This is a genomic window from Crossiella sp. CA198 (genome assembly GCF_052078295.1).
Taxonomy (GTDB): domain Bacteria; phylum Actinomycetota; class Actinomycetes; order Mycobacteriales; family Pseudonocardiaceae; genus Crossiella.
This window is the reverse complement of sequence record NZ_JBQJIM010000031.1, coordinates 50803-67834: the sequence shown is the minus strand read 5'-3', so window position 1 is coordinate 67834 and position 17032 is coordinate 50803. Positions and strand designations below refer to the sequence as shown.

General features: G+C 72.3%; 2 protein-coding genes. Both read right to left on the bottom strand.

Features of this window, described 5'->3' with window-relative positions; genetic code table 11:
- Positions 1 to 130 precede the first annotated feature (130 nt).
- Complete coding sequence (locus ACTOWY_RS38275) at positions 131 to 9583, bottom strand: amino acid adenylation domain-containing protein (protein WP_441314480.1); 9453 nt, start codon at positions 9581 to 9583, stop codon at positions 131 to 133.
- Complete coding sequence (locus tag ACTOWY_RS38270; RefSeq protein WP_441314479.1) at positions 9580 to 16938, bottom strand: amino acid adenylation domain-containing protein; 7359 nt, start codon at positions 16936 to 16938, stop codon at positions 9580 to 9582. The genes ACTOWY_RS38275 and ACTOWY_RS38270 overlap by 4 nt, the downstream gene beginning before the upstream one ends.
- Positions 16939 to 17032: the final 94 nt, after the last annotated feature.

The window sequence follows — 17032 nt, the reverse complement described above, 5'->3', positions numbered from 1 at the left end:
TCGACTCGACGACCTGTGCGTTCGCGTCGTCATACAGATGTCCTTCTTTCCTGGCGACGATTAGGTTAGCCAACCCTAAACGACGGGTTCGGTCGAGCGATCACGGGACGGTCCGCTGGCGGTAACGGAATTACTGCACTTGCCCAGCCCCGTTCCGCTCCAGCACGGCGGTGAGCACCGGCCCGAACGCGGCGACCGCGTCCGGGGAGAGTAGTTCGTCGTGCGGGTAGGGCAGTTCCTGGCCCTCGATCCGGCCGGTGGCCAGTGCGGTCCAGTTCGCCGCGCCGGTGCCGGTGGATCCCTTGGCGCTGAACAACACCAGCGGTCCGGAGTAGACCGGGTAGCCGGTTTCGGGCAGCAGCCGGTCGTGGGTGGTCCAGGCCCGGATGAGGGCCTCGGTGGTCTGCTCGTCGGCGGTCAGGCGCAGGCGGTTCCGGATCTGGTCGGCGGCGAGGGGTTCGTCCGCGGGCAGGGCCGGGTCGGCGGGCTGGGCGTCCAGCACTGCCAGCAGGGCCACCTGCTCGCCCTCGGCCTGGAGCAGGCATGCGATGGCGTGCGCGAGCTGACCGCCGAAGGACCAGCCGAGCAGGTGGTACGGCCCGCTGGGCTGCACGGTCTGGATCCGGCGCAGGTGCGCGCGGGCCAGCTCGTCAAAGCTGCGCACGTCCTCGCCGGTCACCACGGGGGACTGGAGGCCGTAGAGCGGCCGGTCCGCGTCCAGGTGCGGCACCAGCGCGGCGTAGGGCCAGGCCAGGCCGAAGCCGGGGTGGATGGCGAACAGCGGCGGCCGGGTGCCCTCGGCGTGCAGGGCCAGCAGTGGGGCCAGCGCCGGGTCGGACCCGTCGGTGGAGCCGAGCCGGTCGGCCAGCGCGGCCACGGTGGGCGCGGCCATCACCGCGCCGACCGAGACGCCCTCGACGCCGCTGGCGCGGATCCGGCTGACCAGCTGCATGGCCAGCAGCGAGTGGCCGCCCAGCTCGAAGAAGCTGTCGTCCACGCCGACCCTGGGCACGCCGAGCACCTCGGCGAAGACCTGGCACAGCACGGCTTCCCGCTCGGTGCGCGGTCCCCGGCTGGACACCTTGGCGCCCAGGTCGGGGGCGGGCAGCGCGGCCCGGTCGAGCTTGCCGTTGACGGTCAGTGGCAGCGCGTCCATCGGCACGAACGCCGAGGGCACCATGTAGCCGGGCAGGCGCTGCCCGGCCCACTCGCGCAGCTCCGCCGCGGTGGCGGCGCCGACGACGTAGGCGACCAGCAGTTTGACGCCGGGCAGGTCGGTGCCGGCGGCGATCACCGCGACCTGCCGGACGCCGGGGTGTTCGGCCAGGGTGGTGTCGATCTCGCCGATCTCCACCCGGTAGCCACGGATCTTGACCTGGTCGTCGGTGCGGCCGAGGTAGTCGATCGTGCCGTCCTGACACCAGCGCACCAGGTCGCCGGTGCGGTAGAGCCGGTCGCCGGCCGCGCCGAAGGGGTTGGCGAGGAAGCGGTCCGCGGTCAGCTCGGCCCGGTCCAGGTAACCGCGGGCCAGGCCGATGCCGGCGATGTACAGCTCGCCTGCCACGCCGGGCGGGACCGGGCGCAGGTACTCGTCGAGCACGTGCGCGGTGGTGTTGAAGATCGGGCGGCCGACGGTGGGGGTGTCCCGGTCGGTGGTGCCGCCGCCGAGGGTGTTGATGGTGTATTCGGTTGGGCCGTAAAGGTTGTAGCCGAGCACGCCGGGGGTGTCCCTGAGCGTTTCCCACACCTGGTTGGACACGGCCTCGCCGCCGAGCAGCACCAGAACGGGCCGGTGGCCGGGGTTCTCGTCGAGCAGGCCGTTGTCGATGAGCTGCTGGCAGTAGGTCGGCGTCACGTTGATGACGTCGATGGCGTGCTGGTCGCAGTAGGCGGTGAGCGCTTCGGCGTCGCGGCGCAGTTCCTCGTCGCAGACGTGCACCTCGTGGCCTTCGACCAGCCACAGGAGTTCTTCCCAGGACATGTCGAAGGAGAAGGACACGGTGTGCGCGATGCGCAGTCGCCGCCCGGCCTCGGCCACCACCGGGTCGAAGATCTCGGCGCGGTGGTTGAACTGCATGTTGGTTAGGCCGCGGTAGGGCGTGAGCACGCCCTTGGGCTTTCCGGTGGAGCCGGAGGTGTAGATGACGTAGGCCGGGTGCTCCAGGCGGTGTGGGTCGGTGCGGTTGAAGCCGCGGCGTTCGGTGTCGGCGAGATCGTTGCCGGGCAAGGAATCCAGCTCGGCCGCGGCCGCGTCGAGCAGCACCGTGGGGGCTGAGGTCGCGGGCAGGGTGGCGGCGACCTCGGTGGTGCTGACCAGGCAGACGGCCTTGGCGTCGGCGAGCATGAAGGCCAGTCGCTCAGCCGGGTAGTCCAGGTCCAGCGGCAGGTAGGCGGCGCCGGTCTTGAGCACACCGAACAGGGTGGCCACCATGTCCGCCGAACGCGGCAGGGCAAGGGCCACCACGGTTTCCGGTCCGGCGCCGCGACTGATCAGCAGCCGGGCGATCCGGTTGGCGCGCTCGTTCAGTTCGGTGTAGTTCCAGCGGATCTCGCCGGGCAGGTCCGGGCTGGCGACCAGGGCGGGCGCGTCCGGGGTGCGGGCGGCCTGCTGTTCGAGCAGGTCGGCGATGGTGAGCGCGGGGATCTCGCGTTCGGTCCGGTTCCAGGCTTCCAGGCGGGCGCCTGCCGCACCGAGCACGTCCAGTTCGCTCATCCGCACGTCCGGCCGGGCCACGGCCTGTTCGAGCAGGTCGAGCAGCCGGTCCAGCAGGTTCGCCGCGGTGGCCCAGTCGAACAGGTCGGCCGCGTACTCCACGTCCAGGCCCATGCCCTCGGTGTCCGCGCCGTAGTCGCGCAGCACGAAGTCCAGGTCGAACTTGGCGGTCGGCGGGTCGAACCGGCCCTCGGTCACGGTCAGCCCGGGGAAGACCGCCGCGCCGGTGCCCTGGTTCTGGTAGCCGACCATCACCTGGAACAGCGGGTTGCGGGAGAGCGTGCGGGTCGGGTTGAGCGTTTCGACCAGGCGCTCGAAGGGCACGTCGGCGTGGCTGAGCCCGGCCAGGTCGGTGCGCCGGACCCGGTCCAGCAACTCGGTGAAGCCGGGGTTGCCGCTGACGTCGGCCCGGATGACCAGGGTGTTGACGAAGAACCCGATCAGGTCGTTGAGCTTGTCCTCGTCCCGGCCGGCCACCGGGCTGCCCAGCGGGATGTCGGCGCCCGCGCCGAGCCGGTGCAGCAGCGCCGCGACCGCGGTCTGGAACAGCATGAACACGGTGGCGTCCTGGGTGCGGGCGAGCTGCCGCAACCGCACCGCCAGGTCCGGGCCGATCTCCCGCTGGATGGTCTCGCCGCGGAAACTGGCCACCGCCGGGCGGGGCCGGTCGGTGGGCAGGGACAGCTCCTCGGGGATGCCGTCCAGTTCCCGCCGCCAGTAGGTCAACTGCTTGGCCTGCAAGCTCTTCGGGTCGTTCGGCGCGCCGAGCAGGGCACGCTGCCACAGCGCGTAGTCCGCGTACTGCACCGGCAGCGGGGTCAGCTCCGGGGCCCGGCCGTCGTGCCGGGCGGCGTAGGCGGCGGTGAGGTCCTCGACGAAGGGCCGCAGCGACCACTCGTCGAAGGCGATGTGGTGGAACACGGCCAGCAGCACCGAGTCGGCCGGGCCGAGGGTGAGCACGGCCAGCCGGATCGGGTGGTCGGCGGCCAGGTCGAAGGGCACCGCGATGGCCGCGGCCACCGCGGCGTCCAGTTCGGCCTCGGCCACCGCGGTCACGGTGACCTCCGGGGTGCTCTCCGCGACCGGCCGGATCCGCTGGTACGGCAGGCCTTCGTGGGTTTCGATCACCGTGCGCAGGCTCTCGTGCCTGGCCAGCACATCGGCGAAGGCCGCGCGCAGGGCGGGCAGGTCCAGTTCGCCGTGCAGCCGGACGCCGGTGGGCACGGTGTAGGCGCTGCCCGCGGTGTCCAGCTGGTCCAGCAGCCACAGGCGTTGCTGGGCGAAGGAGAGCGGGATCCGCTCGGGGCGGGCGCCGGCGGTGAGCACCGGCTGGGCGATGGCGGGTGCGCTGTCCAGGGCCTTGGCGGCGAGTTCGGCCACGGTGGGGCAGGTGAACAGGTCCCGGATGGCCAGGTCCACGTCGAGTCCGGTGCGGGCCTTGCCGATCAGCCGGGCGGCCAGCAGCGAATGCCCGCCCAGGTCGAAGAAGTTGTCCGCCACACCGACCTTGGGCACGCCGAGCACCTGGGCGAACAGCTCGCACAGGGCTTCCTCGGTGGGGTTGGCCGGTGGCCGTCCGCAGCCGGCGCCCGCCGCGAGGTCGGGGCTGGGCAGGGCGCGGCGATCGAGCTTTCCGTTGGTGGTCAACGGAAGTCGTTCCATGGTGATCAGGGCGGCGGGCACCATGTAGTCGGGCAGCACGGCCTTGAGGTGATCGCGGACCCTGGCCACCAGGCCGGAGTTGTCCCGGGCCGCGGAGGGGTTGTTGGCGTAACTGGACAGCGCGGAGTTGCGGGCCCTGGTGGGGGCGTAGGCGCCCAGCAGGATTTCGTCCTGGGCCAGGGTGAACACCGCGTCGTAGCTGCCGTCGGTGGTGTCGGACCAGGTGAGCAGCAGCCGGTGCCCGGACTGGGCGGCCAGTTCGTGCAGGGCCTCGGGTTCGACACCCACGCTGGTCTTCGGATTGAGCAGGCTGCGTGCGCCGGTGACCGGAGAACCGGCCTCCAGCGCGCGTTGCGCGGCGACCTCGGCGGTGAGCCGGGCGTTGGGGATGCGGGTGATCCGCAGCGAGTCCGGGCGGTCGGCCAGTCGGGCGGCCAGGTCGAGCGCGCCGTCCCATGGCAGCGCCGGACCGTCCACAAGGGACAGTGCGTCCGTGCCTGCCTTGCGCAGCACCACGTCGTAGCGGTGCCGGGACAGCTCGTTGTGCATGTGCCCGCGTTTGATCCGCAGGTCCACCCCGGCCAGTGTGGGCAGGTGGTCGCCGAGTGCGGTGAAGTAGTCCGGGTCGACCAGGAGTTCCTTCTCCAGCAGCACGGCGCGTTCGATCGCCTTGCGCAGCGCGGCCTCGTCGGTGCGTTCGTCGGCGCGGCCGAGCTGGATGGCGGTGTGGAAGGTGCGGGCCAGTCGCAGGTTGCGCACGTCGCCGACGAACAGCGCGCCGCCGGGGGCAAGGAGGTCCAGTGCCTTGCCGATGACCTCGGTGAGGTAGTCGATGTTCGGGAAGTACTGGATCACCGAGTTGATCACGATGGTGTCGAAGTGCCCGGTGGGCAGGCCGTCGGTGTCGTGCGCTGGCCGGCAGCTCAGCTCGATCTTGGCGGCCAGTTCCGGGTCGGCGAGGAGGTCGCGGCCGAGTTTGTCGATGACCGGGGCGGCGAAGTCGCAGGCCCAGTAGGACTCGGTGTCGCGGGCCAGGCCGGAGAGCAGCAGACCGGTGCCGACGCCGATTTCCAGCAGCCGCCGGGGTTTCAGCTCGCGGATGCGGTCCAGGGTGGCGGCCCGCCACTCGCTCATGTCGGTGAACGGGATGGGGTCGCCGTCGTAGCTGCTGTCCCAGCCCGCGTAGTCCTCGTCGAAGACCGCGGTGGGGATCTCGGTGTACTCGTCGCTGTAGATCTGGTTCCACTCGGCGATCTGTTCGGCCTCGACCTCCGAGCGGGCCTCGTCCCCGCTGACCTCGGCGGGCACCAGGTAGCCGAGAAGTCGTTTCACCCCAGGCAGATCGGTGTCCGCCGCGATGACCGCGGCCTGCGCGACCTCGGGATGCGCGGCCAGCGCGCTCTCCACCTCGCCGATCTCCACCCGGTAACCGCGGATCTTGACCTGGTCGTCGGTGCGGCCCAGGAAGTCCAGGTTGCCGTCCTGGCGTTCGCGCACCAGGTCGCCGGTGCGGTACATGCGTTCGCCGGTGGCGCCGTAGGGGTCGGCGATGAAGCGGTCGGCGGTGAGGCTGGGGCGTTTGAGGTAGCCGCGGGCCAGGCCGACGCCGGAGATGTACAGCTCGCCGGGCACGCCGACCGGCACCGGCCGCAGGTAGGCGTCCAGGATGTAGGCGCGGGTGTTCCAGATGGCCTTGCCGACCGTGGAGGTCGCGCTGTCCTCGGTGCCGCCGCCGAGGGTGTTGATGGTGTATTCCGTTGGGCCGTACAGGTTGTAGCCGAGCACGCCGGGGGTGTCGCGCAGGGCGGTCCAGACCTGTTCGGACACGGCCTCGCCGCCGAGCAGCACGAGAACCGGCCGGTGGCCTGGGTTTTCCTCCAGCAGCCCGTTGTCGATGAGCTGCTGGCAGTAGGTGGGCGTGACGTTGATGACGTCGATGGCGTGCTTGTCGCAGTAGGCGGTCAGCGCGAGGGCGTCCCGGCGCATGTCCTCGGTGAGCACGTGCACCTCGTGGCCCTCGACCAGCCAGAGCAGTTCTTCCCAGGACATGTCGAAGGAGAAGGACACGGTGTGCGCGATCCGCAGCCGCCGCCCGGCCGCCTCGACCACCGGGTCGAAGATGGCCACCCGGTGGTTGAACTGCATGTTGGTCAGGCCGCGATACGGCGTGGCCACGCCCTTGGGCTTGCCGGTGGAGCCGGAGGTGTAGATGACGTAGGCCGGGTGCGCCAGCCGCCACGGGTCGGTGCGGTGGAAGCCGCGACGTTCGGCGTCGGCGAGATCGTTGCCGGGCAAGGAATCCAGCTCGGCGGCGATCTCGGGGGAGTCCAGCAGCACGTGCGGGACCTCGGTGTGCGGCAGCGTCGGGTCGACGTCCACAGTGGACAGCACGCACAGCGGCACGGTGTCGGTGAGCATGAACTCCAGCCGGTCGGCCGGGTAGTCCAGATCCAGGGGCAGGTAGGCGGCGCCGGTCTTGAGCACCGCGAACAACGCGGCCACCATGTCCGAGGAGCGCGGCAGGCCAAGGGCCACCACGGTTTCCGGCCCGGCACCATGCTGGACCAGCCAGCGCGCGATCCGGTTGGCCCGCTCGTTCAGCTCCGCGTAGGTGTGCCGGACCTGCCCGAAGACCAGCGCGGTCGCCTCGGGCGTGCGCGCGGCCTGCTGCTCCAGCATGTCCGCGATGGTGATGTCCGGCACCGGGTTCGCGGTGTGGTCCCAGCCCTGGCGCAGCAGGTCGAGTTCATCGCCGACGAGCACGTCCACCGCGGCGCAGGGGGCCGCCGGGGTGTCGGCGAGTGCGGTGAGGATGCGCAGGTAGCGTTCCAGCAGCCGCTCGATCTCGGTGCGGCTGAACACATCCTGGTGGAACATCACCCGGAGTTCGGTGTGCACGCCGGGGTTGACCACCATGGTGACCGGGTAGTGCGTGGCGTCCAGGACCTGGTGTTCGAGCACCCGCAGCGAGCCGTCCGGGCCGAAGGCGCGTTCCTTGGACGGGCGCGGGAAGTTCTGGAACACGAACAGGGTGTCGAACAGGGTGCCGATCCCGGCCAGGGCCTGCACATCGGTGAGCCCGAGGTAGGGGTAGTCGAACAGTTCGGCCTGTTCCTCCTGGACCCGGCGCAGCACGGTGTCCAGTGCGTCGGCCGCGCCGAGCCGGACGCGCACCGGGACGGTGTTGAACAGCAGGCCGACCGTGGTCTCCACCCCGGCGACGTCCGGGTGGCGGCCGGAGACCGAGGCGCCGAACACCACGTCGTCCCGGCCGGTGAGCCTGCCCAGCAGCATGGCCCAGGCGGTCTCGTACAGGGTGCTGGCGGTGATCCCGGACTCGCGCATCCGCTGAGCCAGCCTGGTCGCCAGTTCGGCGGGCAGTTCCAGTTCGATCTCGTCGGCGGCGGTAAGGTCCACCGCGCGGCTGTCCGTGCCGGGGGCGAGCAGGGTGGGTTCGGCCAGCCCGTCCAGGTTGCGCCGCCAGGCCGCGCGGGCCTGTTCGTGGTCCTGCGCGGTGAGCCAGCGCAGGTAGTCCCGGAACGGGGTGGTCGGCCGGGCGGACTCGGCGGCCGGATCGGTGTAGGACTCCAGCAGGCTGCTCAGCAGCAGACCGCCGGACCAGCCGTCGAGCAGGATCAGCTCGGAGGTCATCACCAGGCGGTGCGCGCCGGGGGCCACGGTGGCCAGGCCGAAGCGGATCAATGGCGGCCGGTCGGCGTGGAAGGGCCGGGACCGCTGCTCGGCCACGAAGGCGTCGAAGGCGGCATCGTCCTGTGTGGACAGATCAACGTAGGTGTACGGCAGCTCGTACTCGCCGGGGATGAACTGCACCGGCGGGGCGTCGTCGGCGGTGGCGAACCCGGCGACCAGGTTGGGGTACTTGGCCAGGGACAGCCGCACCGCCTCCCGGAAGCGGTCCGGGTCCAGCTCGCCGCCCAGGTGCAGCACGGCCTGCTGCACGTAGATGTCGCGCTCGGCGCCGTCGAGCATCAGGTGGAAGAGCAGGCCCTCCTGCAGCGGGGACAGCGGCAGCGCCTCGATCGCGCCCGGCGGCAGCGCGCGGGCGGGCGCGGGCGCGGCGGCGGGCTCGTGCGCGCGCAGCGCCTGGCCCCAGTCGGTGAGCAGCGTGTCGGCGTCCAGGCCGGGCAGCGCGGCCGGGTCCCAGGAGACGGTGGCGCGCACGCGTTCGCTGTTGCGGTCGAACCAGGCGCCGATCCGCAGCAGGTAGCGGGATCCGGCGTCCGCGACGGGTTCGCCGAGGCCGGGTTCCGGGTCGTCACCCAGGTCGGTGACGCCGTACTCGACCAGGATGGCGGCCTCTGCCAGGTCGGCGAAGGTGGCCGAGGTGCTGCCGCTGAGGTACTTGGCCACGCCGAACTCGGTGGCCGCGGCATCGGCCACCGCCACCGCGTCCGCGCCCGATCCGTCCACATCGGACAGTTCGGCCGGGCCGAACAGCACCGGGAACACCCGGCGCAGGTTGCCCAGCACGTCGGGGCGGTCCCGGTCGGACTCGCTGACGTCGAGCAGCAGGCCGTCGGTGGCGCCCAGCTGTGGCACCAGGCTGAGCAGCACCCGCGCGCGCAGGCCCTCGGCGGTGGCGACCTCGTTCAGCGGCAGGATCCGCTCTGCGTGGTGCCGCGGTCCGCCGGTCTCGCCGTCGCTGGCCCACGGGGCGGGCAGGTCCAGCTCGTCCACCCGGTCGGCCAGTTCCAGCCAGGGCTCCACCCGGTCGGCCAGACCGGGGTCGCGGGCCAGGGTGTCCAGTGCGGACAAATATTCCCCGGTGCCGGAGGTGCTGGGGGCGCCACCGGCGAGCGCGGCGCGCAGGTCGGCGACCAGCACCGCCCAGCCCTCACCGTCCACATCGGCGGCGTGCGCGGCTACCACCAGCAGCCCGTCCCGCTCCGGCCCGCGGTCGACCCAGGCCGCGGCCAGGGCGGTGTCGGCGTCGAGCAGTCCGGCGGTGTGCCGCTTCAGGTCCCCGACCGAGGTCCCGGTGCCGCCCCAGCGCAGTTCGCCCCGGTGCCGCAGCACCTCGTGGGCCTCGATGACGGTGCGCACGGCGGCTTGCACAGCCTCCGCGCCGGTGCCCGAGGGGCCGGCGACCAGGCGCAGTTCGGGCGCGGCGGTCCCGGTGAACGCCTCGGTCAGCCAGGCGGCCGCCGGGGTGTCGGCGAGGTGGATCTGACCGGATGATGCGCTCAACTCGTCGGCTCCGATTCTGCTGGTGCGGTCACTGCGGCCGTCCATAGCCCGAGCAGCGCGTTGGCGGCGGCCGGGTCGAGGTCGGGGGAGAACTGGAGGTCGAGCAGCACGCCGTCCGCCCGGACCTGCCGGGTGGCCACGATCGTGCGCCCGGCCGGGAGCAGCGGGTCCGGGGCCCCGGCGCGCAGCAGCACGGCGGCGTCCCGGTGTTCGCGCAACGCCTTGGCCCCCGCCCGGCTGGCGTGCCGGAGCAGGCCGAACTCGTGGCCGCGATCAGCCCAGTAGCGCAGCTCCAGCTCGGTCTCGGCGCGCGGCGCGGGGGCGGCGGTGAAGGCGAACGGGTGGCGGTGACTGAGCGGCCCGACCGTGCCGGAGAGGTCACCAGCCGGGGACTTCGCACTGGTGCGCGGGTCGACCTCGTGATCGATGCGCAGCCGGGTTTCGGTGCTGCCGGACCAGGTGCGCAGGGCCTCGACGAACGCGGCGTCCACCGCATCGGGATCGGCCAGCACGGTCTGGCTGACCCGGCCGCCGCTGCCCGGTGTGCGGGCCGCGGCGGGGATCGGGTCGGCGGTCTCCCGCAGCGCGGCGGTCCATTCCGGCAGTGCGGTGGCCACCTCGTTGGCCTGGGCGGCCAGGTGTTCGGTCCAGGCCCGGAAACTGGTCGGCGCCGGGGCCAGGGTGTGCCCGGCCAGCACGGCGGTGATCTCGTCCGCGATCAGTTCCAGGGAAGGCTGGTCCACGGCCAGGCCGTGTCCGGTCAGCGTGACGCCGTCCGGGGTCCAGTCCAGGCGCAGGGTGGCGCCCCTGGTGATGTCGATCTCGGTCAGGTCCTGCTCGCCGGGCTGGATCTCGGTGCGCCACAACCGCTTGTTGCTCGGGTCGACCACCAGGTGCAGGGACTCGTGCCGGGCGAGCACGGTCGCGGCGGCGGCCCGCAGCGCCGCCTCGGTGGCCTCGATCATCCTGGTGGTGGAGACCAGCAGGCCGTTGACGCCCAGTTCGCTCTGCCGCAGCCAGTGCAGCAGCGGCGGCGGGGTGACCGGGCCGGGGGTGATCACGGCGGGGGCGCACTGCTCGGCCAGCGCGGCCACCGTGCGGTGCTTGAACACCTCGCGCACCGACAGTGCCAGCCCGGCCTCCTTGGCCTTGGCCACCAGCAGCGCGGCGCTGATGCTGTCGCCGCCGAGGCTGAAGAAGCTGTCGTGCACACCGACCGTGGCCAGGCCGAGCTGCTCGGCGAACAGGCGGGCCAGGGTGGTCTCGGTCTCGGTGGCCGGTTCGGTGCCCGTCGCGGTCTGCGGCGCCGGGTCGGGCAGCTTGGCCCGGTCGAGCTTTCCGTTGGGGTTCTTGGGGAACTCGGCCAGCTCGACCAGCAGCGCGGGCACCAGGTAGTCGGGCAACCGGGTGGCCAGCCGCGCGCGCAACGCGGTCAGGTCCAGCTGCGCGCCCGGGGCCGGGACCAGGTAGCCGATCAGCCGGAGCGCGCCGCCGGGGCCGGGTCGGGCGATCACCACCGACTTGTCCACCTCGGGTTCGGCGGTCAGCGCGGCCTCGATCTCGCCCGGTTCGATCCGGAAACCGCGGATCTTGACCTGGCTGTCCGCGCGGCCGAGGAAGTCGAGCACCCCGTCCCGTCGGCGGCGGGCCCGGTCGCCGGTGCGGTAGAGCCGGGCGCCGGGCGGGCCGAAGGGGTTGGCCAGGAAGCGTTCCGCGGTCCGGCCGGGCTGGCCGAGGTAGCCGCGGGCCAGTCCGTGCCCGGCCAGGTACAGCTCACCGGCCACGCCGGGCGGCACCGGCCGCAGCGCCTCGTCCAGCACGTAGGCCTGGGTGTTGGCCACCGGCAGGCCGATCGGCACCGAACCCGCGCCCAGGCTGCCGACCTGCGCGAGGCTGTCCCCGGCGGCTTCCGAGCAGCCGTAGAGGTTGACCAGCCGGGCCAGCGGCCAGCGGGCGCCCGCCTGCTCGGCCAGTTCGGCGGACAACGCCTCGCCACTGGTGATCCAGGTGCGCACCGAACCGAGCGAGTCCGCGGGCGCGGTGCGCAGCAGCGCGGAGAGCAGGCTGGGCACCACGGTGACCAGGTCCACCGCGTGCCGGTCGATCAACTCGATGAGCGCGGCCGGATCGCTGACCGCCGCGTCGTCGGCCAGCACCACGGTGTCCCCGGCGACCAGGCCGCCGAGCAGTTCGGTGGAGCCGTCGATGAAGCTCAGCGAACTCTTCGCGATCCGCACCCCGCCGGCCAGCCCCCGTCCCCAGTCCAGGCGGTTGGCCAGCGCGGACTGGGTGCCGGTCACCGCCTTGGGGCGGCCGGTGGAGCCGGAGGTGAACACCAGGTACGCCGGGTGCCCGCCCTGGATGGCCACCGCGGCCCGCGCGGGTCCGGTGGCCGTCGGCGAACAGGTGCCGGTCAAGCCGAACCCGGCGGCGAACTCGGGCTGGCACACCGTGATCGCGGGCTGGGCATCGGCCAGCATCAACTCGACCCGGTCCCGCGGGTAACCCAGGTCGACGGGCAGGTACGCGGCCCCGGTCTTGACGATCGCCAGCAGCGCCACCACCAGTTCGGCGGTGCGTGGCAAGGCCAGCGCGACCACCTGCTCCGGCCCGGCGCCCCTGGCGGCCAGCGCGTCCGCGAGCGCCTCGGCCCGGCGGTCGAGTTCGGCGTAGGTCAGGGTCCCGGTCCCGGCGAGTACCGCGGTGGCCTCGGGCGTGCGCGCGACCTGGGCGGCGAACAACGCGGCCGGGGTGGGTGCGGTGAGGTCGGCTGCGGTGTTGTTGCCGCCGGTGGTCACCGCGGTCAGTTCGGCCGCGGACATGATGTCCACGGTGGACAGTGGGTGGTCCGGTCCGGCGAGCACCGCGCGCAGCAGCAGTTCCAGCCGGTCGATCAGGCCGCGCACGGTGTCCTGGTCGAACAGGTCCTTGGCGTAGACGGCGAACCCGTCCACCCCGGCGGCGGCGGTCTCGGTGAAGTACAGGTCCAGGTCGAACTTGACCCCGCCGGTGCCCGGCAGGAACGGCTCGGTGGTCAGTCCGGGCAGCTGGAGTTCGAGGTCGTCGGCGCGCTGGTGGATCAGCATCACCTGGAACAGCGGATGCCGGGACAGCGAGCGCTCCGGCGCGACCCGCTCCACCACCCAGTCGAAGGGCACGTCGGCGTGCGCGAAGGCGTCCAGGTCGGCGGCGCGCACCCGGCCCAGCAGTTCGGTGAAACTCGGGTCGCCGGACAGGTCGGTGCGCAGCACCAGGGTGTTGGCGAACAGGCCCACCAGGTCTTCCAGATCCGCGTCGGCGCGGCCGGTGATCGGCGAGCCGAGCGGGATGTCGGTGCCGGCGCCGAGTTTGCGCAGCAGCGCGGCCAGCGCGGCGTGCAGCACCATGAACACACTGACGCCATGGCTCGCCGACAGCGCGCGCATCCCCGCGAGCAGCTCCTGGGACAGGTGGAACTGCACCAGCCCGCCACGGTGACTCGCCTCCGCGGGCCGCGGCCGGTCGGTGGGCAGGCTCAGTTCCTCGGGGGAGCCGGCCAGGGTGCGCGCCCAGTAGTCGAGCTGGCGACTGGCCACCGAGTCCGCTTCGGCGCGGGAACCGAGGATCTCCCGCTGCCACACCGCGAAGTCGGTGTACCGCACCGGCGGCTCCGGCCACTCCGGGGCCCGCCCGGCCACCCTGGCGGCGTAGGCCTCGCCGAGGGTGGCCAGCAGCGGCCCGAAGGACCACTCGTCCGCGGCGGTGTGGTGCAGCAGCAGCACGAACTCCCATTCCTGCTCGCCGGTCCGGGCCAGGCTCACCCGCACCGGCAGCTCGGTGTCCAGCCGGAAGGTGTGCGTCGCCGCCGTACTCAGATCGTCCACAGTGGACACAGTGAGCCGGGTCCGCGCCTCGGCCGGGGACAGGATCCGTTGCACCGGAAGGCCGTCCGGGCCTTCGATCAGCAGCGTGCGCAGTGCCTCGTGCCGGGCCACCACATCGCCGAAGGCGGCCCGCAGCGCGTCCAGGTCGACCGGTCCGCGCACCCGCACGCCCAGCGGCAGCCCGTAGGAGGTGGACGGGCCGCGCAGCTTCTCCTCGAACCACATCCCGGTCTGCGGGAACGAGGCCGGGGCCACCTCGGGCCGCCGCACCTCGCGCACCGCGAACCTGGTGCCGGTGGCCGCGGGCAGCCGTTCGGCCAGCTCGGCCACGGTGGGCGCGTCGAAGAGCGTCCGCAGGTCCAGCTCCACCGACAGCAGCCCGCGCACCCGGCCGATCACCTTGGTGACCAGCAGCGAATGCCCGCCGAGGGCGAAGAAGTCGTCGTCGATACCGATCTCGGGCAGGCCGAGCACCTCGGCGAACACCCCGCACAGCACGCGTTCCCGCTCGCTGCGCGGACCGCGGCCGGACACCTGGGCGGCCAGGTCGGGCTCGGGCAGCGCGCGGCGGTCCAGCTTGCCGTTCACCGTCACCGGCAGCCGGTCGAGGGTCACGAACGCCGCGGGCACCATGTAGTCCGGCACCTGCTCGGCCACCGCGGCCCGCAGCTCGGCGAGGTCGACCGCACCGGCAGGCACGACGTAGGCGACCGGCAGGCCGTGGCGCACCACGACCGCGCACTGTGCGACCTCGGGCTGGGCGGCCAGCGCGGCTTCGATCTCACCCAGCTCCACCCGGAAACCGCGGATCTTGACCTGCTCGTCCACCCGGCCCAGGCAGTCCAGGGTGCCGTCCGGCAGCCAGCGCGCCAGGTCCCCGGTCCGGTACATCCGGCTGCCCGCCGGGCCGTAGGGGTTGGCGGTGAAGCGTTCCGCGGACAGGCCCGGCCGCCCCGCGTACCCGCGGGCGAGCTGGGCGCCCGCCAGGTAAAGCTCGCCGGTGACGCCGAAGGGCACCGGTCGCAGCCGCTCGTCCAGCACGTAGGCCTGGGTGTTGTGGAACGGCCTGCCGATCACCGGCGCCCCGGTCACCTCGGCCGAGGTCGCCCAGATGGTGGCCTCGGTGGGCCCGTACACGTTGGTCACCCGCGCGGCCGCCGCGCGCAGCTCGGCCGCGGTGGCCGGGGGCAGCGCCTCACCGCCGACCAGCACCCGCAGCTCGCGCAGGAAACCCGGTTCCTGGCCCAGGATCGCGCCGAAGAGCGAGGGGGTGGCCTGGATGACGGTGGCCCCGGACTCGGCGGCCAGCCGGGCCAGCCGGGCCGGATCGCGCACGGTGTCCTTGGTGGCCAGCACGACCTGGGCGCCGGAGACCAGCGGCAGGTAGATCTCCAGCGCGGCGATGTCAAAGGCGATGGTGGTCACCGCGAGCAGCCGGTCCGACCCGGTCAGCGGGCTCAGTTCGTCCATTGTGGACAGGAAGTTGGCCAGCGCCGAGTGCGGGATGCCCACGCCCTTGGGGCGGCCGGTGGAACCGGAGGTGTAGATGGTGTAGGCGAGCTGGGCCGGCAGCAGCCGCCCGGTCGGCTCCGCGGCCAGCGCGTCCCAGCCTGGCTGGTCCAGCACCAGCCGGTCCGGCCCTGGTGCCAGTTCGGCCAGCGCGGCCGTGGTGAGCACGCAGGCCGCGCCCGCGTCGGTGATCATGTAGTCCAGCCGGTCGGCCGGGTGGTCGGCGTCCAGCGGCAGGTAGGCCGCGCCGGACTTGAGCACGCCGAGCAGCGCGACCACCAGGTCCGGGGTGCGCGGCAGCAACAACGCCACCACCGACTCCGCGCCGATCCCCTTGGCGCACAAGGCCGCCGCCAACCGCTCGGACCGGTGGTCCAGCTCGGCGTAGCTCAGCGTCGACCCGTCCTCGCCACGCACCGCCACCGCGTCCGGGGTGCGCCGGACCTGGTCCTCGAACCGGTTCACCACCGTGGTCGCCGGCACCGCGCGCTCGGTGTCGTTCCACTCGGCGAGCTGGCTGAGCAGTTCTTCCGTTGGCAACAAAGGCAATGCGCTGATCGGAGTGTCCGGAGTGGACAGCGCGGCGCCGAGCAGGTGCTCCAGATGTGCCAGCAGTCTGGTGATCCGGTCCGCCTCGAACAGGTCCAGCCGGTAGGTGGCCTCCACCAGCAGCCCGTCCGGCCGCAGGAATGCCTCCAGCCACAGGTCGAACTGGGCGCCGTCGTTGCGGATGTGTTCCCAGTCGGTCTTGATGCCGGGCAGGTCCAGACCGCCGATGCGCTGGGCCAAGAACAGCAGCATCACGTCGAAGAGCGGGTTGTGACCGCGTCGTCGTTCCGGCCGGAGGTCGTCGATGAGCTTGTCGAAGGGCAGGCCCTGGTGGGCGAAGCCGTCGGTGGCGGTGCGCCGCACCTGCCCGAGCAGTTCGCGGAAGGTCGGATCGCCGGAGACGTCCGTGCGCAGCACCAGGGTGTTGCCGAAGTTGCCGACCAGGTTCTGCGCCTGTGCGTGTCCCCGGTCCATCACCGCGGACCCGAGCGGGATGTCACTCGCGCCGGTATAGCGCCGCAACAGCACCGAACACGCGGCCACCATGATCATGAACGGGGTGACGTTCTCGCTCGCCGCGACCGCCCGCAGGCCGTGCGCGATCGCCGGGTCGAACCATTTCGCGATCAGCCCACCACGTTCGGAGTTGCCCTTGGGGCGTGGGTGATCCGTAGGCAGGTCAAGGGGTTCCGGGGCAGGGGTGAGCTGTGCGCGCCAGTACGCCAGGTCGGTGGCCGTGCTCTCGGCGGGCCAGCGGCCCTGTTCCCAGGCCGCGTAGTCGGCGAACTGCACCTCCATTGGCGGCAGCCCGCTGGGCTCCCCGGTGACCTCGGCCCGGTACAGCGCGGACAGTTCGTGCGAGAGCACACCCCAGGTGCCGCCGTCCCAGGCGATGTGATGCACCACCAGGATCAGCGCGAACTCCTGCTCGGCGAAGCGAAGCAGGGCCAGCCGGATCGACTCCTCCGTGGACAGGTCGTAGGGCACCGCGGCCATCCGCTCGGCCGCCGCACGCCCCGTGGCCGCCCACTCGGACTCGGACAGCGATGTGTGTTCGCTCACGGGCAACTCGACCCGGTAGTCCGCGGTGACCACCTGGTGCGCGGAGCCGTCCGGCTCGGCCAGGTACCGCGTGCGCAGGATCTCGTGCCGGTCGACCAGGGACCGCAGCGCGCGGTGCAGCGCGGGCACGTCCACCGGGCCGGATAGGCGGATCAGCAGTGGCACGTTGTAGGTCGTGGACTGCGGGAATGTCCGCTGGTGCACCCACATGCTCTGCTGCGCGAAGGACAGCGGCGTGCGCACCGCGCGGTCCCGCCGGACGACGCGATCCGGCGACGAGTCCTCGGCGATGCCCGCTTTGGCCATGAGCTGGCGCATCAACGCACGTCGCTTGGCCGCGGCGTCGTCCCGCGCGCCCGGTTCGTTCGTCATCAGTCGTTGTCCTCGGAGAGCGCGGAGCAGGGGCTATGAGGTAAACCTTGCTTAGGTTAGCCTCACTTTTGCAAGAGGCCAGTGTGCCATGCAG

What these genes read in the sequence shown, in the direction of transcription:
- ACTOWY_RS38270 (WP_441314479.1), bottom strand. Translation starts at nt 16,938, where the DNA reads ATGACGAACGAACCGGGCGCGCGGGACGACGCCGCGGCCAAGCGACGT.